Source organism: Bacillus hominis (assembly GCF_030348325.1).
Lineage (GTDB): Bacteria > Bacillota > Bacilli > Bacillales > Bacillaceae_G > Bacillus_A > Bacillus_A hominis.
The window spans coordinates 3,936,906-3,960,762 of the sequence record NZ_JAUCFS010000005.1 but is presented as its reverse complement, the minus strand read 5'-3'; the positions used below and the strand labels follow the sequence as shown (position 1 = coordinate 3,960,762).

Below are 23,857 nucleotides of genomic sequence, written 5' to 3'. Positions count from 1 at the left end.
ATTAATGAAACGACAACCATCTCCCTTCAAAAGTATATGTTTATAGTAATATTTAAGTTAAAAATATCCAATTTTTGAAGTTTCTTCTCAATGATGGGAGGGGAGTATTGTGAATTTTTGTTGGCAAATCGTTAATGATATTTTATTTACTGTGGTGTTATTTTTATAAGGGAGAATAAAAAGGGATGTCACTTAGGTGAAAAAGTGACATCCCTTTTTTAATTCTCTGCGGAATATATAATATCTAAGTTTCCGTTTTGATCAGTCTTGAAGATTGGAGCAATTTGTTCCTCTTGCTCTTCAACTGAAACAAGTTTTCGAGCGCGGTCCATAATTCTAACAAGCATTGCGTAATCTTCTTCGATTGCTTGTTGTTTTTTTGTGAGAACAGCTAATTTTGCTTCAAGTTCATTGTTCGTATTTTGCAGGGAAGTGAGCTGATCTTGTAATACGTCATTTTCAGTTTGTAACTTTGCGAGTGAAGGGTTATTGTACTCCAAGTTTTGCAAAAATGAGATGACATTTTGCATTGTAAAATCTTGTTTATTTGGGGCAATATCTTCTGAAAACTCGGCATCGATTACGAGTTGCCGAGTTTGTGTGAACTGCTCTTTTTCTATCTTAGCTTCCGAACGCTTTAATTCTTTACGTTGTTTTTTTGCAAGTTGCACTGCATTTTCATAATTTGGTCTTACTTCAGCATTCCATCTAAATCCACAAGCTGCTGAAGTTCGGTTTAACGTATCGCCAACTTCATCGAATGCTTTTATTTGTGTACTACCGCTGCGAATATGTCGTAAAACAGTTTCTGCTAAAAGGAGATCGTCTTCTTTTGTCCATGCATCTTGACGTGTTTTCATAAGCGAAGCCTCCATAATGGTGACGTTTTCGCTTATGTTACCCTTTATTTTTCGTTTTATTCGAACTTTGTAATCTTTCATATACAGTAGAAAGTGCTTGCTCAAATTTCCCTGTCGTTTTCGGTTTATAATATTGTTTGTTTTTTATTTTATCAGGTAAGTATTGTTGTTGTACCCAGCCATTTGGATGGTCGTGTGGGTATAAGTATCCAATGCCTCTTCCAAGTGATTCTGCGCCTTTGTAATGACTATCTTTTAAATGACTTGGAATGTCACCCGTTTGGCCGTTACGTAAATCATGTATTGCGGCATCAAGTGCTTTATAAGCTGAATTTGATTTTGGTGATAGGCAAAGCTCGATAACGGCATTTGCAAGTGGTATACGTGCCTCTGGGAAGCCAACACGTTCAGCTGATTCAATCGCTGCTAGTGTACGTGGTCCAGCTTGCGGGCTAGCAAGTCCGATATCTTCATATGCCATAATAAGAAGGCGTCTACCAATGCTTTGTAAATCACCAGCTTCAATAAGGCGTGCTAAATAATGAAGTGCTGCATTTACATCACTTCCGCGCACTGATTTTTGAAATGCTGATAATACGTCATAATGAGCATCTCCACCTTTGTCGTGAACGAAGCTCTTTTTTTGTAAGCATTCTTCGGCGATTTCTAGCGTTATTTCCGCGGCTTTGTCGTCAGTTGTAAAGCTAGATAAAACGGCTAGTTCAAGTGCATTATAAGCTGAACGCATATCTCCGCCTGAAGCATTTGCAAAGTGATGTAATGCTTCATCAGTAACAGTTACATCATATTCCTCAAGCCCTTTTTCTTTATCTTCAAGTGCTCGTTTTAAGCCAATCAAAATATCATCTTCTGTTAATGCGTGTAATTCGAAAATTTGACAACGACTTCGAATAGCAGAATTAATAGCATGGAACGGATTACTCGTCGTTGCACCGATTAAAGTAAGGAGTCCACTTTCTAAATGAGGTAATAGAAAGTCCTGTTTCGCCTTATCTAGCCTGTGAACTTCATCCAAAATTAAAACGAGGTGTCGATGCATCTTCGCTTCTTGTACGACAACTTCCATATCTTTTTTATTATGCGTAACAGCGTTTAATAGGCGAAACGGGGTTCCTGTACTTCCTGCAATTGCGCTAGCAATCGATGTTTTTCCTGTGCCTGGAGGACCGTATAAAATCATCGATTGAAAATGATTTGCTTGGACCATTCGCCATAAAATCTTTCCTTCACCAACTAAATGCTGTTGTCCGATAATTTCTTGAATATTCGTAGGGCGCATTCGATGTGCGAGTGGTTGTTTCATTTTGACCTTCTCCCTTAATATATAATCTCATTCTATCGTATCATTTTTTTTAATGGAATTTGAAATAAGATGCTGTTTTGTGGGAAAAATGAATATAAATATTTTCATTTTTCTTTCAATTGTAATAATTTCCGAGTTTTTCAATGTGATTTTATGTTATCATTTTGATACACAAGTTGAAATTTCTTATAATACTATATTATGCTATAATTTCATAGGATTTTAAATTGTGTTCTTTTATAAATAAGATATAACCAATAGAAGTGAAAATTTGAAAAGAGGTGCAAAATAGATGAAGATTTCAACGAAAGGCCGCTACGGCTTAACAATTATGATCGATCTTGCAAAAAAGTTTGGTGAAGGTCCAATTTCATTAAAGTCAATTGCGCAGGCACATGACCTATCTGAGCATTATTTAGAGCAATTAATTTCACCACTTCGTAACGCTCGTCTTGTAAAGAGTACGCGTGGTGCATATGGCGGATATGTATTATCTGATCAGCCAGTCAACATTACAGCTGGAGATGTAATCCGTGTACTAGAGGGTCCAATTAGTGTTGTAGAAATGATAGAAGAAGAAGAACCAGCACAACGCCAATTATGGATGCGTGTTCGTGATGCGGTGCAAGAAGTATTAGATAGTACAACTTTAGAAGATTTAGTACGTTATGAGGAAGAAAATCACGGGGGCTATATGTTTTACATTTAATTCCTTGTGAAACGATTTGGAAAGAAGGAGATTTAATGGAACGCATTTACTTAGATCATGCTGCGACATCTCCGACTCACCCAGAAGTGGTCGAAAAGATGATTCCATATATGACAGAAGCATTTGGAAACCCGTCTAGTATTCATTTTTATGGACGTCAAACGCGCCATGCGGTAGATGAGGCGAGACGTGTTTGTGCACGTAGTATTCACGCGAGTCCAAATGAAATTATATTCACGAGCGGTGGTACAGAAGCTGATAATTTAGCACTTATAGGTGTAGCGCGTGCGAACCGTCATAAAGGCAACCACATTATTACAACGCAAATTGAACATCATGCGATTTTGCATACGTGTGAATTGCTAGAGCGTGAAGGATTTGAAGTGACGTATTTACCTGTCGATGAAACAGGACGTGTTCAAGTTTCTGACATACAAAAGGCATTAACAGAAGAGACGATTCTTGTATCTATTATGTTTGGAAATAATGAAGTAGGGACAATGCAACCAATCGCGGAAATTGGTAAGCTGTTAAAAGAGCATCAAGCTTATTTCCATACAGATGCAGTACAAGCTTACGGTTTAATAGAAATAGATGTGAAAGAGTTCGGCATTGATTTACTATCAATTTCAGCTCACAAAATTAACGGACCAAAAGGTGTAGGGTTTCTATACGCTGGTGCAAATGTGAAGTTTGAACCATTGTTAATTGGCGGAGAGCAAGAAAGAAAACGCCGTGCTGGTACTGAAAATGTACCTAGTATCGTTGGGTTGCAGCAAGCGATTTTGCTAGCTGAAAAAACTCGTGAGCAAAAAAATGCCCAATATGAAGAGTTTAAAGATATAATGGTATCTGTCTTCGAAAATGAAGGCATTACTTTCGAGGTAAACGGAAATTTGGAATATCGCTTACCACATGTGTTGAATATAAGTTTTACAGGAACGAACATTGAACCGTTTCTTGTAAACTTAGACTTAGCTGGTATTGCAGTATCAAGTGGTTCTGCTTGTACAGCTGGTTCGATTGATCCATCACATGTATTAGTGGCGATGTTCGGAAAAGACTCCGATCAAATACGTTCATCCGTACGCTTTAGTTTCGGTCTTGGAAATACGAAAGAGCAAATTGAAAAAGCGGCGTACGAAACAGTGAAAATCGTGAAGCGATTAACACAAAATTAGCATGGGAGGTGACATGATGAACAAACTACCTCACGAAACACGCGTTGTCATCGGGATGTCCGGTGGCGTCGATTCATCTGTAGCAGCTCTTTTATTAAAAGAGCAAGGTTATGATGTAATCGGAATTTTTATGAAAAACTGGGATGATACAGATGAGAATGGTGTCTGCACAGCGACTGAAGATTACAATGATGTAATTGAAGTGTGTAACCAAATCGGTATTCCCTATTATGCAGTAAACTTTGAAAAACAATACTGGGATAAAGTATTTACGTACTTCTTAGATGAGTACCGAGCTGGTCGTACACCAAACCCAGATGTAATGTGTAACAAAGAAATTAAATTTAAAGCATTTTTAGAGCATGCAATTGCACTTGGTGCTGATTATGTAGCAACAGGCCATTATGCACGCGTTGCATATATGGACGGCGAATATAAAATGCTTCGCGGCGTTGATGACAATAAAGACCAAACATATTTCTTGAATCAATTAAGCCAAGAGCAATTATCAAAAACAATGTTCCCATTAGGTGAATTAAAGAAACCGCAAATTCGTGAAATGGCGACAGAAGCTGGTTTAGCGACAGCGGCGAAGAAAGATAGTACTGGTATTTGCTTCATCGGTGAGCGTAACTTTAAAGATTTCTTAAGTAACTATTTACCGGCGCAACCAGGTGTGATGCAAACATTATCTGGTGAAGTGAAAGGGAAACATGATGGTTTAATGTACTATACAATTGGACAACGTCATGGCCTTGGTATTGGTGGTAATGGTGATCCGTGGTTTGCTGTTGGAAAAAACTTAAAAGAAAATATTTTATATGTTGATCAAGGATTCCATAACGAACTTTTATATGGTGATGAAGTTATCGCTACGAATGTAGGGTGGGTAAGTAATAAAGCGAAAGAAAAAGAATTTACGTGCACAGCGAAATTCCGTTATCGTCAAGCAGACAATAAAGTAACGGTTCAAATCGTTGATGAAAATACAGTTCGTATTCTTTGCGATGAGCCAATTCGTGCGATTACGCCAGGCCAAGCAGTTGTTTTCTATGATGGAGATGAGTGCTTAGGCGGCGCTACAATTGATGAAGTGTATCATAGTGGTAAGAAATTAGATTATTTAGGATAAAACGAGAAGCCTCTGCCGATTAGCGGTTAGAGGTTTCTTTTACATAAAGCGAATTTTCGTTCGCTTGGAAAATACATTCTTTGTTATAATTTGTTGTAGAGGTGAAGGATATGTCAAACAAACTTGAAACAGGTATTCAATATATGCAAGAAGGAAACTGGGAAGAAGCAGCTAAAAATTTTACAGAAGCAATCGAAGAAAATCCGAAAGATGCGCTTGGATACATTAACTTTGCGAATTTATTAGATGTATTAGGTGATAGTGAACGAGCAATTTTATTTTATAAACGTGCATTAGAATTAGATGATAAATCTGCGGCTGCTTATTATGGATTAGGAAACGTATATTACGGTCAAGAGCAATTTGCAGAGGCAAAGGCGGTATTTGAACAAGCAATTCAAGCTGGATTACAATCAGCTGATGTAACATTTATGCTAGGTATCACACATGTACAACTTGGAAATGATCGTCTTGCATTGCCGTTTTTACAAAGAGCAACTGAGTTAGATGAAGGCGATGTAGAAGCTGTATTCCAATGTGGACTTTGCTTCGCGCGACTAGAACATATTCAAGAGGCAAAACCTTATTTTGAAAAGGTATTAGAAATGGATGAAGAGCATGCAGATGCTTATTATAATTTAGGTGTTGCGTATGTATTTGAAGAAAATAACGAGAAAGCTCTTGCTTTCTTTAAGAAAGCAACTGAAATACAGCCAGATCACTTTTTAGCTGGTAATGGCATTCGTTTATTAGAGCAAGAAGCTGAATAAGATGAACATATAGTTTAATGGGTAGTTATCCCTCATCTAAAGAGGTGGGGGATGTACTGCTCATTAAAGTGAAAAGAACTCGGGAAGGAGAGGAAAGATGGGAAATCAACATGCCATGGATTTGTTTGAGGAAGAGAAAAAATTTATAAAAGCGCAAGTTCTTCATACCATTTTCCACAACGAAGAAAACCTCTATTCCGTTGTCAGTATGAAAGTCATTGAAACGAATGAAACATACGACGAAAAAAAAGTAATGATAAACGGTCATTTTCCCCGTATGCATGAAGATGAAGTGTTTACATTAACAGGTCATTTTAAAGATCACCCAAAGTATGGGAAACAATATTTAGTTGAAACGTTTAAGAAAGAATTGCCGCAAACAAAAGCGGGTATGGTGCAATATTTAGCGAGCGATTTATTTAAAGGGATTGGAAAGCGTACAGCCGAAAAAATCGTTGATCATCTCGGTGAGCATGCGATTTCTAAAATTATGGATGATCCTGATGCGTTAAATGGTGTTGTAAACAAGCAAAAAGCGCAGGAAATATATGAGACGATTATTGAGCATCAAGGACTCGAAAAAGTGATGAGCTTTTTAAATGGCTACGGTTTTGGAACAAAACTTTCTATTAAAATTTATCAGCAATATAAAGAGATGACATTAGAAGTGATTCGTAATAATCCATATAAGCTTATTGAAGAAGTGGACGGAATTGGATTTGGAAGAGCAGATGATATAGGGCGTGCAATAGGAATAACGGGCAATCACGACGACCGTGTACGTGCAGGGTGTTTTTATACGTTAGAGAATATTTCATTACAACTCGGTCACGTTTATATGGAAAAAGGGCAACTTGTGAGGGAAACGATGTCACTTTTAAATAATCAAGAAGGCAGAGTGACTGAGGAAGATATTGTAGGTTGCGTTGAGATGATGCAAAGCGAAGGGAAAGTTATTATAGAAGAAGAGCGAGTGTATTTAGCTTCTTTATTCTATTCTGAGAAAGGCGTTGTAAAGTCAATTCGTCGTCTTATGAATCAAGAAGAAACTCCTTCATTCCCTGAAGCCGAAGTGTTAAAGACATTAGGGGAAATTGAAGAACAGCTAAAGGTACAGTATGCGCCGCTTCAGCAAGAAGCAGTTCAAACTGCACTTCATAAGCCGATGATGTTATTAACAGGTGGACCAGGAACGGGGAAAACAACAGTTATTAAAGGGATTGTTGAAATGTATGCATCACTTCACGGAGTATCATTAAATCCGAATGAATATAGTGATGATAATCCATTTCCGATTTTATTAACAGCTCCAACTGGAAGAGCAGCGAAGCGAATGAGTGAATCAACGGGGCTTCCGGCGTGCACAATTCATCGTCTGCTCGGTTGGACGCCAGAAGGGTCTTTCCAGCGTAATGAAACCGATCCAGTACAAGGAAAGTTACTCATTATTGATGAGTTTTCAATGGTTGACATTTGGCTTGCAAATCAGCTATTCAAGTCACTTCCGACAAATATTCAAGTTATCGTTGTAGGTGATGAAGATCAGTTGCCATCTGTAGGACCTGGACAAGTGTTAAAAGACTTATTGAATGCAGGTGCAGTTCCAACAGTCAAGCTCACAGAAATTTATCGTCAAGCGGAAGGATCATCTGTTATCCAACTTGCCCATGCGATAAAAGATGGGGCGCTTCCGCCAGATTTAGCCGAAAATAAAAAAGATCGTTCCTTTATTTCTTGTACAGGAGCTCAAATCGTTGAAGTTGTAAAAAAAGTATGTGAAAATGCCAAGACAAAAGGATTTAGTGCAAGAGATGTACAAGTATTAGCGCCGATGTACCGTGGGCCTGCTGGTATTAATGTGTTGAATGAAGCATTGCAAGAAGTATTTAATCCGAAAAAAGAAAAGAGTAAAGAAATTGCTTACGGTGATGTTGTATACCGCAGAGGTGATAAAGTACTGCAACTCGTCAATCAGCCAGAGAGCCAAGTGTTTAATGGTGATATCGGAGAAATCGTTTCGGTGTTTTATGCGAAAGAAAACGTTGAGCAACAAGATATGATTATCGTTTCATTTGATGGGATTGAAGTAACGTATACAAAGCCAGATTTAAATCAAATTACACATGCATATTGCTGCTCGATTCATAAATCACAAGGTAGTGAATTTCCGATTGTTATTATGCCGATTGTAAAAAGTTATAACCGTATGTTACGTCGTAATTTAATTTACACGGGTATTACAAGGAGTAAGAAATTCCTTATTATTTGTGGGGAGGAAGCAGCTTTTCAATCCGGTGTAAATCGCCTTGATGATGCAATGCGTCAAACGACTTTAGCTGGTCGATTGCAAGAATCACAAGGTGAAGTACAGATGGTGACGGTTAATGGTGAAGAAATGGACGTGGAAAACATTTCACCGTATGATTTCATGTAACAAGGTGAAATTATATAGTGAAACTTTCAAACGTATAACGTTGAAAGGCTCTAGCAATGTATAAATGAATGCAGTTTGGACATAATGGCGAATAGAATCTGGGAGACTGTAAGGAGATGAAAGCCATATGTTCAGTTGTCCAAATTGCAAAGGGAAAGACATCGGAAAAATAGGTGTCAACCAATTTTATTGCTGGAATTGTTATATCGAATTATCGGTTTCAAAGGGGAAAATCCATACACATCAAGTAGAGGAAGATGGTTCATTAAGCTCTCTTGATGATTTATTTGATGAAAATGAAAGAACGATCGGATAACGAAAAGGGGGATTTACTTTGAATCTACGCAATTCATTAATCGCATTAGGTGTTGGCGCTGCAGCATATCAATATGCTCGTAAGCAAGATGTATTTTCAAAACGCAATGTGAAAAAAGCACGTAAGATGATTAAGTCTTATTTATAATAATTTCGATTAAAGTGAAAAACTCCCTTATTGATGAGGGAGTTTTTTTACACGTTCATATGCAAATATAAAAGTCCAATTTCCGAGAAAACATAAGATAGTCCATAACATCCAACTCCAAGTATTCCGTAACGCCATAATTGCTTCGCTCTTTCTTTTCGCGAGGAACGAATAAAGAAACCTTTCCAAATACCAAACCCGATACAAATCCATTCAAGAATCATAAAAAGTGCTGATAATACGAGCATAAATAAAACCATAATTAGCCCTCCTAATAATATTTTGACGTTTTGTATTCCAAAGGGGTGGTTGTCCTTATTATGTTAAATATATGTACGTCTTTAAAAAACAGTATGGTCTGTATAAAAAGATTTTAAAACTTTTGCACATAACCTAACCTATTTATTTTCAAAATAAAGGTGGAGGAGGTTTTTCGTGTGAAGAATCTTAAAATCATTTGGATATATCGTTTAGGATTATTGTTACTCGTTTTTCTTTGCTTGCTCGTCTTTTTAAAAATTAAGCCGCTATGGGCGCCGATTATTTTCGTGTTTAAAGTGGCGATCACACCGTTTCTTATCGCTTGTTTTATTGCGTATTTATTACACCCTTTAATTGAGAAGATCCATAAAGAAGGGATGCCTCGCACACTTGCGATTTTACTCATTTACATTCTTTTCTTTGGTGGGATTGGTTATGGGATTTATAAAGGGACGCCAGTTGTTATTAAACAGTTACAAGAAATTAATGAACAATTTCCGCAGTTTACAAAAATGTACGATTCTTGGATGGATGGAGTTACAGAACAAACAGCGAATTTCCCATCATTTATTCATGAAAAGGTAAAGCAAATTTTCGTTGGTGTAGAAATGAAGATACAAACGCTTTTAAATAAGGTTATGAGCACAGCCCGTGGTGTATTGGATTCATTGCTCATTATTTTCTTAATTCCGTTCATTGTATTTTACATATTAAAAGATTACGGTGAGTTTTATCATATTTTTTGGAAACTAGTTCCGAGTAAGTGGCGTAGTACGGGTCAAATGCTTGCGAAAGAAATTGATAAGTCACTCGGAAGTTATATTCGAGGACAGTTATTTGTTTGCTTAGTATTAGGGGGAGTATCTGTTCTTTCCTTTTGGTTTATCGGTATGAAATATCCGTTATTACTCGGCATTATTATTGGGGTAACGGATATAATCCCGTACTTTGGTCCTATTTTAGGGGCGATTCCGACGTTGATGATTGCGGCAACGGTATCAACGAGTTTACTCATTAAAGCGGGGATTACGATTGCTATTTTGCAATTTTTGGAAAGTAACATTTTATCGCCTTACATCGTTGGTAAGTCGCTTCGTATGCATCCTGTTATTATTATGCTCGCATTACTAGTTGGGGGAGAGATAGCCGGGATTGTAGGATTGCTAATATCGGTTCCAATTTTAGCAGTTATTCGTACAGTGATTGTTCATGTAAGGCCTCTTTGGAAAAGAGAAGATGTTTAATATGAAGCCCTCTATTTATGATAGAGGGCTAATAATATGGTTATTTAGGGAGTTGTTCTTTTATTTGCCGAACAATCCCGCTCACATCATTTGTTTGAATATGTTTTATTCTTTTCCATTCATCATCATACATAAATACAATTTGATTACTGAAAAGTCGCTTCTGTTCTTTTAGATTAGAAATTTTTGCGAAAGAGTACTCTTCAAATATTGGGTTTTTGCTTAAATCTGGTCCGTAAAAGAAGAGCCTTTTGTTCGTTAAGATTAACAGTCCTGGCCTTGCGATGGAACGATATATAAATATATCTAATGAGCATGCTGCGTAAAACAATATTGTTTCGTCAGCCGTTAATATGTTTTTAGCCTTGTTCAATAAGGTTGTCATTGTAATCGCTCCTTTAGTGTTAATAATTTAATTGTAACAAAAATAAAATATTCAGAAAAGTTAATATAGACATTTTCATGAGGATAGTACGATTTATCCCGCTATTTGCGGGCAGTAAGACTCCCACCTCAAAATTCGGCGAATGCGAGGGAGTTAGGTGGGAGCCGGGCTGCCCGTAAAAGCCCGATTGGTGAGGGCTAATAATCATTGGGGGATGGACAACCCCCCAATGATTAAAGTTTCACTTTATTAATAAATGCATAATATATTAAAAGGCTGTTAAAAATGAATAGTAGAATAATTATGGTTAACAAGTAATTGATACAATATAAATGATTATCTACATTGACAAACTTAAGAGAATTCTATTATATTTAGTCATATAATACATTAAATCAATGACGGAACAAGTATGTTACAGTCCATTTATAGAGAGAAGCTTCCAATGGCTGAAAGAAGCTTTAAATGAAGGGTAACAGAAAGCTAATCCTGAGAGCAGCTAATCACTGCCGTCTTGCCACGTTACGGCACCATGAGGTGATGAATTGATTGTTATTATAATCAATTCATAATTAGGGTGGTATCGCGAGTTAACTCTCGTCCCTTTTATAGGGACGGGAGTTTTTTATATTTAAGGAGGAAAATACAATGAAACAACTAACAGGCGCACAAATTCGTCAAATGTTTTTAGACTTTTTCCAAGAAAAAGGACATGCAGTAGAACCTAGTGCATCACTAGTTCCGCATGAAGATCCATCTCTTCTATGGATTAACAGTGGTGTAGCAACATTAAAAAAATATTTTGATGGACGCGTAATCCCGCAAAATCCACGTATTACAAATGCACAAAAATCAATTCGTACAAACGATATTGAAAACGTTGGGAAAACAGCTCGTCACCATACATTCTTTGAAATGTTAGGGAACTTCTCAATTGGTGATTACTTCAAAGAAGAAGCAATTACTTGGGCTTGGGAATTCTTAACGAGCGACAAATGGATCGGGTTCGATAAAGAATTATTATCTGTTACAATTCATCCGGAAGACGAAGAAGCATTCACAATTTGGAATGAGAAAATGGGTGTTCCAAAAGAACGCATCATCCGTTTAGAAGAAAACTTCTGGGATATCGGTGAAGGACCAAGTGGACCGAATACAGAAATTTTCTATGACCGCGGTGAGGCTTACGGTAATGACTTTAGTGACCCAGAATTATATCCGGGCGGAGAAAACGAGCGTTACTTAGAAGTATGGAACCTTGTATTCTCTCAATTTAACCATAATCCAGACGGTTCATATACGCCGCTTCCTAAGAAAAACATCGATACAGGGATGGGTCTAGAGCGTATGACATCTATCGTTCAAGATGTACCTACGAACTTTGACACAGACCTATTCATGCCGATGATTGGCGCGACAGAATCAATTTCTGGTGAAAAGTATCGTAATGGTGACTTAGAAAAAGATATGGCATTTAAAGTAATTGCTGACCACATTCGTACAGTAACATTTGCGGTTGGTGATGGAGCACTTCCTTCTAACGAAGGCCGTGGTTATGTGTTACGTCGTTTATTACGCCGTGCTGTTCGTTATTCTAAGAAATTAAACATCAACCGTCCATTCATGTTTGAATTAGTACCGGTTGTTGGAGAAGTAATGAAAGACTTCTATCCAGAAGTACTTGAAAAGAAAGATTTCATCGCAAAAGTTGTGAAGAATGAAGAAGAGCGTTTCCATGAAACACTTCATGATGGTGAATCAATTTTAGCTGAAGTAATTGCAAAAGCGAAAGAAGAAAAAACAACTGTTATTTCTGGCGTAGATGCGTTCCGCCTATACGACACGTACGGTTTCCCAATTGAATTAACAGAAGAATATGCAGAAGAAGCTGGTATGACAGTTGATCAAGCAGGCTTTGAAAATGAAATGGAGAAACAACGTGAGCGTGCACGTGCTGCTCGTCAAGATGTTGATTCTATGCAAGTTCAAGGCGGTGTACTTGGTGAAGTTAAAGTAGCGAGCGAATTCGTTGGTTACGGTACAGTTGCAACAGAAAGTAACGTTGTTGCACTTGTGAAAAATGGTGAGTACACAGATAGCCTACAAGCAGGTGAAGAAGGGCAATTAATGCTTGATGTAACGCCATTCTACGCTGAGAGCGGTGGGCAAATTGCAGACCGTGGTTATCTTCTTACTGACGGCGTGAAAGTTCTTGTAAAAGACGTACAAAAAGCACCAAATGGTCAAAACTTACACAAAGTTGTTGTTGAAGAAGGGACATTAACGAAAGAAGCGGCTGTAAAAGCTGTTATCGATACGAAAAATCGTAGTAGCGTTGTGAAAAACCATACAGCAACTCACTTACTGCACCAAGCATTAAAAGATGTACTTGGAACGCATGTTAACCAAGCGGGTTCTCTTGTAACATCTGAACGTTTACGTTTTGACTTCTCTCACTTCGGTCAAGTACAAGCTGACGAATTAGAAAAAATTGAGCGTATCGTAAACGAAAAAATTTGGGAAAGTATTGATGTTGCGATTTCTCAAAAAGCAATCGAAGAAGCGAAAGAAATGGGCGCAATGGCATTATTCGGTGAAAAATACGGTGATGTTGTACGCGTTGTACAAGTAGGCGATTACAGCTTAGAGCTTTGCGGTGGTTGTCACGTTGATAACACAGCTTCTATCGGTATTTTCAAAATCGTTGCTGAGTCTGGTATCGGTGCAGGAACTCGTCGTATTGAGGCGGTAACTGGTAAGTCTGCATACGAATTAATGAACGATCAAGTAGGTTTATTAAAAGAAGCAGCAGGAAAAATGAAAACAAATCCGAAAGATATTTTAACAAGAGTTGATGGTTTATTTGCTGAAGTAAAACAACTTCAAAAAGAAAACGAATCTCTTGCTGCGAAATTAAGCAATATCGAGGCTGGAAACTTAACTGATTCAGTAATGACAGTTGATGGCGTGAACGTATTAGCGGCGAAAGTAAATGTTGCAGATATGAACAACTTACGTACAATGATGGATGACCTTAAAAATAAATTAGAGTCTGCAGTTGTTGTATTAACGTCTGTAAATGACGATAAAGTAAATATTCTAGCTGGCGTAACGAAAGATTTAATTAGTCAAGGTTACCATGCAGGTAAACTTGTGAAAGAAGTAGCTTCTCGTTGTGGAGGTGGCGGTGGTGGCCGTCCTGACATGGCTCAAGCAGGTGGTAAAAACCCAGCGCAAGTAGAGGAAGCTTTAGCATTTGTACAAGAGTACGTTAAATCTGTTTCAAAATAAAGAGATAGTAGTGTACAATGGTAGGGAGAGGAGAAGTTCTTCTCCCTATACTTACTACTTACAAGTGAGGTGCTTGAAATGGACGGTTTTGATAAGACAATGAAGTTTAGCATTCAAGATGAAAAACAGAGTGTCCATGTAAATGATGTACTTTTAACTGTGTATGATGCACTTCAAGAAAAAGGTTATAATCCGATTAACCAAATCGTCGGTTATTTATTAAGTGGAGATCCAGCATACATACCTCGCCATAAAGATGCACGAAGCATCATTCGCAAGCTTGAACGTGATGAGTTAATTGAAGAGCTTGTGAAGTCTTACTTGAAACATCATCGTGAGGAGTAGTTTATGCGGATATTAGGTTTAGATGTTGGTACTAAAACAGTCGGTGTTGCAATGAGCGATGAAATGGGCTGGACAGCACAAGGACTGGAAACGATTAAGATTAACGAAGAACGAGGTCACTTTGGTTTTGACCGTATTTCTGAGTTAGTAAAACAGTACAATGTGGACAAAATAGTAGTAGGTTTACCTAAAAATATGAATGGTACAATTGGCCCGCGTGGTGAAGCTTGCCAACAATTTGCAGAAAACCTACAGAATCTGTTACAATTAGAAGTTGTAATGTGGGACGAGCGCTTGTCGACGATGGCAGCGGAACGTCTGCTCATTTCAGCTGATGTGAGCCGTAAGAAGCGAAAACAGGTAATCGATAAGATGGCTGCAGTCGTAATCTTACAAGGATTTTTAGATAGTAAATAAGAGGTGACCAAAATGGAAGAAAATCAAATTACAATTGTAGACGAAAAAGGAAACGAACATTTATGTGAAATTATTTTCACTTTTGATGCTGAAAAATTCGGCAAAAAATCATATGTAGTCTTCTCTCCAATCGGTGAAGTAGACGAAGATGGAGACCAAATCTTCGATGCAATGGCATACGAGCAAAATGAAGAAGAGGGTGGAACATTACTTTCAATCGAATCTGAAGAAGAGTGGGAAATGGTACAAGAAATGTTTAACACTCTTGCTGAAGAGCAAGACGAAGAATAGTAATGGATAAAAAGGCGAACTGTGTACACAGTTCGCCTTTTTTGTATTCATATGCAAAATGACAGATTTTTTGTCGAAACTACTTAATTGTTTATAGTATAATAAGACGGGTTGTATGAAATGAGGCTTTAAATGAGCAGCTTTCACCAATTATTTAGAAATGATTGGTTTTGCTTTATGTTTGTAGGGCATTGTATAGAGGAAGTGTATATGGTCTACAATTGAATAAGGAGGAAGAATTTTGGTAGAGAATCAAGTGAAGAAGAAGCGTAGACGCATTTTTTTAATTTCGATTATCGCACTGCTTTTAGTTTGTGGATCAGTCTATGCGTATATTTCATCTGCATTAGGACCAGTTGATAGTGGAAATAAAAAAGAGATTGAGGTAGAGATTCCAAAGGGGTCATCTACAAGCAAAATTGGTGAGATTTTAGAAGAAAAAGGTGCTGTGAAAAGCGGTACAGTTTTTAGTTTTTATACGAAATTTAAGTCAAAAAGCTTACAAGCAGGTACATATTTATTAAATCCTTCGATGAGTGCTAAAGATGTTATTGAACAAATGTCATCTGGCAACGTACATCGTCCGGCTCTTTATAAAGTGACGATTAAAGAAGGAGCGCAAGTAACTGAAATTGCTGAAGTGATTGCGGCAGAATTAAAGTGGAATAAAGATGATGTTGTGCGTCAATTAAATGATAAAGCATTTATTCAAAAAATGCAGCAAAAGTATCCGAAGCTATTAACGGATAAAATTTTTGATAGCAACATTAAATATCCGCTAGAAGGATACTTATATCCAGCAACGTATTCTTTCTATAAAAAGGATACGAAATTAGAAGAAATTGTAATCCAGATGCTTGAGAAAACAAATGCAATTATTGTTCAAAATGAGGCGAAAATGAAAGCGAAGAACTGGGATGTTCATCAACTTCTCACGTTGTCTTCACTTATTGAAGAAGAGGCCACTGGCTTTACAGATCGCCAGAAAATCTCTAGTGTTTTCTATAATCGTTTAGCGAAAGGTATGCCGCTTCAAACGGATCCGACGGTATTATACGCGCTTGGAAAGCATAAACAACGTGTGTTATACGAAGACTTGAAAGTAAACTCACCGTACAATACGTATGTTGTGAAGGGGTTGCCAGTTGGACCGATTGCAAACTCTGGTAAACATTCAGTGGAAGCAGCGTTAAATCCTGCGCAAACAGATTATTATTATTTCTTAGCTGCACCAAGTGGTGAAGTGTATTATGCGAAAACATTAGAAGAACATAATGCATTAAAGCAAAAATACATTACGAAAAAACAGTGAAATGGGGAGGGGTAGCGAAAAAGGTCGCACATCCCTCTTTTTTGTGGTAAAATATATCGGGTTAAAAACTGGCAGAAGAATCGTTTTTAATATCAAAACGGGACGTACAAGCTTAGGGTGAAACTGGCTTGTATTTTTATTGCATTCTATGTGTGAAAAGACAAAGATTGACGCGTCATAGAGGCACTTCTCCATGTAAATAAGGAGGACCAATTATGGAGGATGCAGTTAACGAGTACCTATTATCATTTATTGATCCAAAAGATAAATTAATTCTTGAAATGGAAGAGTATGCAACTGAAAACCATGTGCCGATTATGGATCGACTTGGAATGGAATTTATGCTGCAATTTTTACGTTTAATTGGACCGGAAAGTATTTTAGAACTTGGAACAGCAATCGGTTATTCTAGTATTCGTATGATGCAAGCTATTCCGAACTCTCGCATTGTGACAGTAGAGCGCAATCGCGAACGATATGAAAAGGCACTTGAATATATAGAATGTTCCCCGGTAACAGACCGTATTTCTGTTATTTACGGTGATGCTTTAGAAACGGGCGAACAAGTGAAAGAACATGGAACATTTGATGTTATTTTTATTGATGCAGCGAAAGGACAGTATCGTCGCTTTTTTGACTTATACGAACCGTTATTGAACCCTGGTGGCGTTATTATTTCAGATAACGTTATGTACCATGGTCTTGTGACGACAAAAGAGAAAATTGAAAATAGACGTACGCGTGGTTTGATTCGTCGTATTAAGACGTACAATGAATGGCTTATGAACCATGAAGGATATGATACAACAATTTTCCCAATTGGCGATGGAGTGGCTGTAAGTAAAAAGAGAGGGTGACAAAAGTATGAAGAAACCTGAATTGTTAGTAACGCCTAGAGCGGTGGCGGATATTGAACCTCTTGTGAAAGCAGGGGCAGATGCAGTAATGGTTGGTGAACAAAAGTTTGGTTTACGTTTGGCAGGAGAGTTTTCACGTGAAAATGTGAAACAAGCTGTAAACATTGCACATGAAAATGGTGTGAAAGTATACGTTGCAATGAATGCGATGTTCCACAATGATAAAGTAGAAGAATTAACGGACTACGTTGCATTTTTAAATGAGGTAAATGTAGATGCGATTGTTTTCGGAGATCCAGCGGTATTAATGGCTGTTCGTGAAGTTGCACCAAACATGAAGTTGCACTGGAATACAGAAACAACAGCAACAAACTGGTTTACTTGTAACTATTGGGGGCAAAGAGGAGCGAAACGCGCTGTATTAGCTCGTGAGCTTAGCTTAGATGAGATTGCTGAGTTAAAAGAAAATGCTGAAGTGGAACTTGAAGTGCAAATTCACGGTATGACTTGCATGTTCCAATCGAAGCGTTCACTAGTAGGAAACTACTTTGAGTATCAAGGGCGTAATCTCGACATCGAAAAGAAAAAGTATGAAGAGAATATGTTCTTATACGATCCAGAACGTAATAATAAATATCCAATTTATGAAGATGAAAATGGTACTCATATTATGAGTCCGAATGATATTTGTTTCATCGATGAGTTAGAGGAACTAATCGATGCTGAAGTCGATAGTTTAAAAATTGATGGTGTCCTAAAAAGTTCTGAATACATTATTGAGGTAACGAAGAAATATCGTAAGGCGATTGATTTATGTGTAGAAGATCGTGATGCGTATTATGACGTGAAAGATGATTTATTTAAAGAGATAGAAGAAATACAACCGGTAAATCGTCCGTTAGATACAGGATTCTTCTTTAAAGAAACGGTTTACTAAACGAGGAGGGTGTAGGAAATGACTGTACAAGAAATTTCACGAGTGATCGATGGCAAACGCGTTATTGTGAAAAAACCTGAACTGTTAATCCCTGCGGGTAACTTAGAAAAATTAAAAGTAGCTATCCATTATGGGGCAGATGCTGTATATTTAGGTGGACAAGAATTTGGTCTTCGTTCTAATGCAGGTAACTTTACGCTGGAAGACATGGCGGAAGGCGTTGAATTTGCAAAGAAATATGGAGCGAAAATATACGTAACAACAAATATTTTTGCACATAATGAAAATATGGATGGGCTAGAGGAATATTTAAAAGGGATTGAAAAAGCTGGCGTAACGGGAATTATCGTTGCCGATCCGCTTATTATTGAGACATGTAAACGTGTAGCACCTTCTGTTGAGGTGCATTTAAGTACACAACAATCACTATCCAACTGGAAAGCAGCACAGTATTGGAAAGAAGAAGGTTTACATCGTCTTGTATTAGCTCGTGAAGCAAGCTATGAAGAAATGAAAGAAATTAAAGAAAAAGTTGATATTGAAATTGAAGCATTCGTCCATGGTGCAATGTGTATCGCGTATTCAGGGAGATGTACATTAAGTAACCATATGACAGCGCGTGACTCTAACCGTGGTGGTTGTTGTCAATCTTGCCGCTGGGATTATGATTTAGTTCAAACGGTATCACAACATAAAGATGCAAAAGAGCTTCCTCTATTCCAAGAAGAAGATGCTCACTTTGCGATGAGCCCAAAAGATTTAAATTTAATCTTATCAATTCCGAAAATGATTGAAATTGGAATTGATAGCTTAAAAGTCGAAGGACGTATGAAATCTATCCATTACGTAGCGACTGTAGCAACTGTATATCGTAAAGTAATTGATGCGTATTGTGCGGATCCGGATAACTTTGAGTTTAAACAAGAATGGTTAGATGAGCTTGATAAATGTGCAAATCGTGATACAGCTCCTGCATTCTTTGAAGGGGTTCCAGGACATCAAGAGCAAATGTTTGGAAATCATAGTAAGAAAACAACGTATGATTTTGCAGGTTTAGTGTTAGATTATAATGAAGAAACGGGCATCGTAACGCTTGAGCAACGTAATCACTTCAAACCAGGACATGAAGTGGAGTTCTTTGGACCAGAAATAGAAAACTTTACGCAGACGGTGGAGAAAATTTGGGATGAGGATGGAAACGAATTAGATGCAGCGAGACATCCGTTGCAAATCGTGAAATTCAAAGTGGATCAACCAGTGTATGTGAATAATATGATGCGCAAAAACATACTTCAATAAGAAAGAGTGGTAGTCGAATGGGGACGAATAAGCCTGTTGTAATTGGAATCGCTGGTGGTTCAGGGTCAGGAAAAACAAGTGTAACGAAAGCGATTTTTGACCATTTTAAAGGTCACTCCATTTTAATCTTGGAGCAAGATTATTATTACAAAGATCAAAGCCATTTACCGATGGAAGAACGTTTAAAAACAAATTACGATCATCCGTTAGCGTTTGATAATGATTTGTTAATTGACCATTTGCAGCAGTTGCTTGCATATGAGCAAGTGGAAAAGCCTATATATGACTATACATTGCATACGCGTTCGGAAAAAATTATTCCAGTTGAGCCGAAAGATGTAATTATTTTAGAAGGAATTCTTATTTTAGAAGACCCACGTCTTTGTGAGTTAATGGATATTAAGGTGTTCGTTGATACAGATGCAGACCTTCGTATTTTACGCCGCATGCAGCGCGATATTGAAGAGCGCGGTCGTACAATGGATTCAGTTATTGACCAATACGTAAACGTTGTACGCCCAATGCATAATCAATTTATTGAGCCTTCTAAGAAATTCGCGGATATTATTATCCCTGAAGGTGGACAAAATCATGTTGCAATTGATATTATGGTTACAAAAATTGCAACAATTCTTGAACAAAAAGTGAATTTGTAATAGCATAGTAAAAGATATACGATAGGAAGGGATTTTTTCCCTTCTTATCGAATACAATGAAACATGAAACCTCACCTACCAATAGGTGAGGGCATATTTATATCAACTTTCCATACATACCTTCTTTATATAAGGAAGAATTGGAGAATAAGGGGTTGTATGTGACAACTCCACTAGTGCCACGTGTACTAGAAACCTCCGCTATATATAAGCGGAGGAGTTTTCATATGGAACTCCTCTTTTTTTCGGGGGATTGGTATATAAAAGGAGTGGAAAACATGGCAACAGAAAAAACATACCCTATGACGCAAGAGGGTAAGCAAAAACTAGAGAACGAAGTTGAACAATTAAAAACAGTAAGACGTAAAGAAGTTGTAGAGCGTATTAAAATCGCACGTAGCTTTGGAGATCTTTCTGAGAACTCTGAGTATGATGCAGCGAAAGATGAGCAAGCATTCGTAGAAGGACGTATTACACAACTTGAAAACATGATCCGTAATGCGGTTATCATTGAAGACAATGGTGAAGAGTCTACAGTTGTAACATTAGGTAAAACAGTAACATTTAAAGAGTTACCAGGTGGAGACGAAGAAGCGTACACAATCGTAGGTAGCGCAGAAGCAGATCCATTTGAAGGAAGAATTTCTAACGATTCTCCAATCGCAAAAAGCTTATTAGGTAAGCAAATTGGTGAGAAGGTAGCAATCCAAACACCGGGCGGAGAAATGCAAGTAGAGATTATCTCTGTAAAATAACGTAAAAATCACTCGTGTGAAAACGAGTGATTTTTTATTTGTATAAAAGGTGAAACACCTCGTCTAAACTACAATAGACGAGGTGTTTTTTATGAAAATGAAACGGAGAATTATAATTGTTTTAATTTGTTTTATGGGTGTGATTTTTTTATTACTTTGTCGTTTAATCCAAATACAGATTATAGATACGGAATCATTTACCGATCGAAATATCAATTTGATTGAAAAAAGTGTTACGCAACGAACACAATCACTTACAGTAGATAATGGAAGAGGGCACTTTACAGATCGAAATGGTAAGGAAATTGGTGAAGAGAAATATCCAGTCTTAATTGTTTTTCCATTTTTACAAATAAAAAATGACATGTTAGAGAAAATTGCGCATATCATTGGTGTGTCGAGACAAGAGATAAGACTGCAGATGAAAAATAAGAATCAAGCATTTATATTACGAAGGGGGAATATCCCATTTCAATTAACGTTCGAGCAGATGGAGAAGGTAAATCAATTAGATATTTTAGGTATTGTAGTAGCAGAAGTTCGACTGAAGCAAACGGGAGAGGTAAATCATTTAATTGGTGATGTGGGAGAGAATGAACAGGAATTTCAAAAGCGTTATGGAGAAATGAAAAAAACTTCGAAACAAACGCCAATTGGTATTTCTGGATTGCAACAATCATTTGATGAATTTTTACTGACTGATGGAGAGGCGAAAGTGTTGTATCAAGTGGACCAGCAAGGAGAACCGATTTTTGGGAAACAGGCGAAATACACTTCACCAGGAAATCCATTTTATCCAGTTACTATTCAAACAACAATGCATAAAACGTTGCAACGACGAGCAGAAGAGATTATAGATGAAAACGGAATAAAAAAAGGTGGGTTAGTATTACTAGACATAAAGAATAGTGAAGTTTTAGCAATGGTAAGTAAGCCTTCTTTACAGATGAATGATAGGAGGATATATAAAGCTACACTTGAAAATCAAATGTTAACTCCTCATTTTCCAGGGTCTGTTTTTAAAACAGTAGTTGCAGCAGCAGTAATTGATGAGAATTTGGTGCGGTTTAATCGTACATTTAACTGTAATACGGATTTATACGGTGAAAATCTTCCACAAGTTATGATGGGGTCATTAAACTTTAAGGAAAGCTTTGCTAGAAGCTGTAATCGAACGTTTGCCGTATTAGGCGATGAACTAATGCAAAAGGATAGGGAAGTATTAGAAACGTATTTAGAGGCCTTAGGAGCAAGTAAGAAGGTAGGGTGGAAAGGTTCGGTATTTCATACACCGGAATTTGAGCAATTGCCAGAAGAAAAGAGTGCTATTATTTGGAGAAGCGAAGAAAATAAAGATAGTAGAAAAGCGATTGCTCAAACGATGGTCGGACAAAAAGATGTACGTGTGTCACCTCTAGCTATAGCGAATATGATGGCGACAATTGCTAGAGGTGGAGAGAAGATGGAAGTGAAAGCTGTGAAAAAAATAGTGTATAAAAATGGAACTGACTTTTTTACATTTGAAAATCATAAATTAAATGGGAAACAGCTTTCTTATGAAACGATGAAAAAATTACAACAGTTGTTAAGAGGCGTTGTAACGATGGAGAAAGGAACGGGAACCGCATTCCGTTCGTTGCCACTAAATGTCGCTGGAAAATCTGGGACGGCACAAACAGGAAAAGGAGAGACAGTGAATCGCTGGTTTGCAGGTTATTTTCCATATGAAAACCCAAGATATGCTTTAGTTGTAGTTGATATAGAAACAGATAACGTAAATGTAGTTACACCAGCTTTTGCAGAAATGGTAGAAGCAATTCATCAATTAGAAATTGAAAAGTAATCTTGCAATTATTTATGAAATGTTTTCATTTCGTGAAAATATTATTGTAAATGTTCAACCTTTCTAGATTTAATGTTACAATAGCAAGTATGAAAAACTGCATGGAGGTTTGAAGAATGGCAGGAGGATCTAGATTTCAACAGAAACAACAAAAACGTCGTCAAAACGGTGTTTTAAATATTGCGATTGCTATTGTATTAGTAGCAGTAGCTATTGTAGCATATCAATTGTTTGTTCCTGGTACAAAAGAGCAAGCGTCTTCTAGTGATAAAAAAGTAGCTCAGCAAACAACAAAAGAAAATAAAGCTGAGAAAGTTAAAGGTAAAGAAGAGACGAAGAAGAACGAGCAAGAGAAAACAGAGGCTAAGAAGAAGGAAGAAGAAGAGAAGCAAAAGGCTGAAGAAGAAAAGAAAAAAGCTGAAGAAGAAGCGAAAGCTAACGAGAAAGTATCAGCTGAAAAAACACAGCCAAAGGCAACAGATGCTTATACGAAATCTTCTTGGAAGCCAGTAGGTACAGAGCAAGGTGCAACACCTGCGATGACGTTTAAAAAAGGCACAGCAGATTGGAATGAGATGAACCAAGCGATTTCAGCTGCAATTGACGTTCCGGTAGAGCAATTAGTTATTCATAGAATCGGAAATAACGGTAAGAATAAAGCTTACGGCAACGTACAAGATAAGCAATCAGGTAAAAAATATTATGTAAATATTGATTGGGTAGACAATGAAGGCTGGAAACCAGTACTCGTTCAAACTCTAAACTAAAAAAAGAGAGGCTCTTATGAGCCTCTCTTTTTTAGTTAGCGTAATTTCTTTAACTTAAAATGCACAACCGCGCTATAATAAGGTCTTTTACTTTCAGGGTCCATAACCATTTGGTGAGAAATATGATGAACTTCGAGCATAAGTGCTTTATTATTATCAATTTGTTCGCTAATTTTCTTCTCTAAAGAAACTAAATTTGCAGCCTCAAAAAACTCCACTTTATCTTCTAACATTTCAAAGGTAAATGACACGAAGACCACTCCTCTCCTATGTAATCAAATATAGTGTAACAAAGAAAAGAAGGAAATACTACGTACATTTCAA

The 23,857-nt window shown here is 37.3% G+C and carries 25 protein-coding genes and 1 other annotated feature; of the genes, 20 read left to right on the top strand and 5 right to left on the bottom strand.

All coding sequences use genetic code 11. From position 1 onward, the window contains the following. Window positions 1-218: 218 nt before the first annotated feature. Together QUF93_RS23140 and QUF93_RS23135 are read right to left on the bottom strand one after the other, a co-directional pair. The gene (locus QUF93_RS23140; protein WP_289360319.1) at window positions 219-860 is read right to left on the bottom strand and encodes an RsfA family transcriptional regulator; all 642 of its coding nucleotides are present in this window, start codon (window positions 858-860) and stop codon (window positions 219-221) included. Between the two features lie 37 nt (window positions 861-897). Further along, window positions 898-2,184, bottom strand: a complete 1,287-nt coding sequence (locus QUF93_RS23135; RefSeq protein WP_289360318.1) for a replication-associated recombination protein A — start codon at window positions 2,182-2,184, stop codon at window positions 898-900. Between the two features lie 292 nt (window positions 2,185-2,476). Here QUF93_RS23135 and cymR point away from each other — a divergent pair, with 292 nt between their 5' ends. The 7 genes from cymR to QUF93_RS23100 all read left to right on the top strand — a co-directional run bounded on the left by cymR (window position 2,477) and on the right by QUF93_RS23100 (window position 8,873). Further along, window positions 2,477-2,893, top strand: a complete 417-nt coding sequence (gene cymR, locus QUF93_RS23130; RefSeq protein WP_000704117.1) for a cysteine metabolism transcriptional regulator CymR — start codon at window positions 2,477-2,479, stop codon at window positions 2,891-2,893. A 35-nt stretch (window positions 2,894-2,928) separates the two neighbouring features. Further along, window positions 2,929-4,074 carry a cysteine desulfurase family protein gene (locus QUF93_RS23125; RefSeq protein ID WP_289360317.1) on the top strand — a complete coding sequence of 382 codons (1,146 nt, stop codon included), beginning with the start codon at window positions 2,929-2,931 and terminating at the stop codon, window positions 4,072-4,074. Window positions 4,075-4,090: 16 nt separating this feature from the next. Next, entirely contained in the window at window positions 4,091-5,206 is a 1,116-nt protein-coding gene (gene mnmA, locus QUF93_RS23120) for a tRNA 2-thiouridine(34) synthase MnmA (protein WP_193645223.1), read from the top strand. Window positions 5,207-5,316: 110 nt separating this feature from the next. After that, a complete protein-coding gene (locus tag QUF93_RS23115; protein ID WP_289360316.1) occupies window positions 5,317-5,976 on the top strand; it encodes a tetratricopeptide repeat protein in 660 nt (219 codons plus the stop codon). A 97-nt stretch (window positions 5,977-6,073) separates the two neighbouring features. Continuing rightward, window positions 6,074-8,410 (top strand): SF1B family DNA helicase RecD2, encoded by a 2,337-nt coding sequence (gene recD2, locus QUF93_RS23110; protein WP_289360315.1) that lies wholly within the window; start codon window positions 6,074-6,076, stop codon window positions 8,408-8,410. A 127-nt stretch (window positions 8,411-8,537) separates the two neighbouring features. Continuing rightward, window positions 8,538-8,726 (top strand): YrzR-like zinc ribbon domain, encoded by a 189-nt coding sequence (locus tag QUF93_RS23105; protein WP_000490499.1) that lies wholly within the window; start codon window positions 8,538-8,540, stop codon window positions 8,724-8,726. A gap of 18 nt (window positions 8,727-8,744) precedes the next feature. Beyond that, window positions 8,745-8,873 (top strand): YrzQ family protein, encoded by a 129-nt coding sequence (locus QUF93_RS23100; RefSeq protein WP_002015286.1) that lies wholly within the window; start codon window positions 8,745-8,747, stop codon window positions 8,871-8,873. 47 nt (window positions 8,874-8,920) lie between these two features. Here the strand turns inward: QUF93_RS23100 and QUF93_RS23095 are convergent, their stop codons facing one another. Further along, entirely contained in the window at window positions 8,921-9,133 is a 213-nt protein-coding gene (locus QUF93_RS23095; RefSeq protein WP_070144955.1) for a hypothetical protein, read from the bottom strand. 177 nt (window positions 9,134-9,310) lie between these two features. Between QUF93_RS23095 and QUF93_RS23090 the strand changes: the two genes are divergently transcribed. Beyond that, window positions 9,311-10,378 carry an AI-2E family transporter gene (locus QUF93_RS23090; RefSeq protein WP_289360314.1) on the top strand — a complete coding sequence of 356 codons (1,068 nt, stop codon included), beginning with the start codon at window positions 9,311-9,313 and terminating at the stop codon, window positions 10,376-10,378. A gap of 40 nt (window positions 10,379-10,418) precedes the next feature. On the opposite strand, the gene QUF93_RS23085 is transcribed toward QUF93_RS23090, so the two are convergent. After that, window positions 10,419-10,763: a PH domain-containing protein gene (locus QUF93_RS23085; protein WP_289360313.1), complete on the bottom strand. Its 345-nt coding sequence runs from the start codon at window positions 10,761-10,763 to the stop codon at window positions 10,419-10,421. A gap of 389 nt (window positions 10,764-11,152) precedes the next feature. Continuing rightward, window positions 11,153-11,371, top strand: a binding site (T-box leader). 40 nt (window positions 11,372-11,411) lie between these two features. Between QUF93_RS23085 and alaS the strand changes: the two genes are divergently transcribed. The 12 genes from alaS (at window position 11,412) to QUF93_RS23025 (ending at window position 23,533) form a co-directional block, all read left to right on the top strand. Next, on the top strand, window positions 11,412-14,054 hold the full coding sequence (gene alaS, locus QUF93_RS23080; protein ID WP_289360312.1) for an alanine--tRNA ligase: 2,643 nt from the start codon (window positions 11,412-11,414) through the stop codon (window positions 14,052-14,054). 78 nt (window positions 14,055-14,132) lie between these two features. Continuing rightward, entirely contained in the window at window positions 14,133-14,399 is a 267-nt protein-coding gene (locus QUF93_RS23075) for an IreB family regulatory phosphoprotein (protein ID WP_000348590.1), read from the top strand. Between the two features lie 3 nt (window positions 14,400-14,402). Next, on the top strand, window positions 14,403-14,816 hold the full coding sequence (ruvX, locus tag QUF93_RS23070; RefSeq protein ID WP_289360311.1) for a Holliday junction resolvase RuvX: 414 nt from the start codon (window positions 14,403-14,405) through the stop codon (window positions 14,814-14,816). Between the two features lie 12 nt (window positions 14,817-14,828). Then, window positions 14,829-15,107 (top strand): DUF1292 domain-containing protein, encoded by a 279-nt coding sequence (locus QUF93_RS23065; RefSeq protein WP_002122689.1) that lies wholly within the window; start codon window positions 14,829-14,831, stop codon window positions 15,105-15,107. Window positions 15,108-15,348: 241 nt separating this feature from the next. Then, window positions 15,349-16,419, top strand: coding sequence for an endolytic transglycosylase MltG (gene mltG / locus QUF93_RS23060; protein WP_002122687.1), 1,071 nt, complete (start codon window positions 15,349-15,351; stop codon window positions 16,417-16,419). Window positions 16,420-16,634: 215 nt separating this feature from the next. Then, window positions 16,635-17,276 (top strand): O-methyltransferase, encoded by a 642-nt coding sequence (locus tag QUF93_RS23055; protein WP_002122686.1) that lies wholly within the window; start codon window positions 16,635-16,637, stop codon window positions 17,274-17,276. A 7-nt stretch (window positions 17,277-17,283) separates the two neighbouring features. Continuing rightward, window positions 17,284-18,213: a peptidase U32 family protein gene (locus tag QUF93_RS23050; protein WP_002122685.1), complete on the top strand. Its 930-nt coding sequence runs from the start codon at window positions 17,284-17,286 to the stop codon at window positions 18,211-18,213. A gap of 18 nt (window positions 18,214-18,231) precedes the next feature. Beyond that, window positions 18,232-19,512, top strand: a complete 1,281-nt coding sequence (locus QUF93_RS23045) for a peptidase U32 family protein (protein WP_002111968.1) — start codon at window positions 18,232-18,234, stop codon at window positions 19,510-19,512. A gap of 17 nt (window positions 19,513-19,529) precedes the next feature. Then, entirely contained in the window at window positions 19,530-20,168 is a 639-nt protein-coding gene (gene udk, locus QUF93_RS23040; RefSeq protein WP_002015274.1) for a uridine kinase, read from the top strand. Between the two features lie 278 nt (window positions 20,169-20,446). Further along, window positions 20,447-20,923 carry a transcription elongation factor GreA gene (gene greA, locus QUF93_RS23035; protein ID WP_002173560.1) on the top strand — a complete coding sequence of 159 codons (477 nt, stop codon included), beginning with the start codon at window positions 20,447-20,449 and terminating at the stop codon, window positions 20,921-20,923. Window positions 20,924-21,014: 91 nt separating this feature from the next. Continuing rightward, window positions 21,015-22,766, top strand: coding sequence for a peptidoglycan D,D-transpeptidase FtsI family protein (locus QUF93_RS23030; RefSeq protein WP_289360310.1), 1,752 nt, complete (start codon window positions 21,015-21,017; stop codon window positions 22,764-22,766). Window positions 22,767-22,882: 116 nt separating this feature from the next. Beyond that, window positions 22,883-23,533, top strand: coding sequence for a YrrS family protein (locus QUF93_RS23025; protein ID WP_289360308.1), 651 nt, complete (start codon window positions 22,883-22,885; stop codon window positions 23,531-23,533). A gap of 35 nt (window positions 23,534-23,568) precedes the next feature. Here the strand turns inward: QUF93_RS23025 and QUF93_RS23020 are convergent, their stop codons facing one another. Then, the gene (locus tag QUF93_RS23020; RefSeq protein WP_002160402.1) at window positions 23,569-23,784 is read right to left on the bottom strand and encodes a YrzA family protein; all 216 of its coding nucleotides are present in this window, start codon (window positions 23,782-23,784) and stop codon (window positions 23,569-23,571) included. Between the last annotated feature and the right edge of the window lie 73 nt (window positions 23,785-23,857).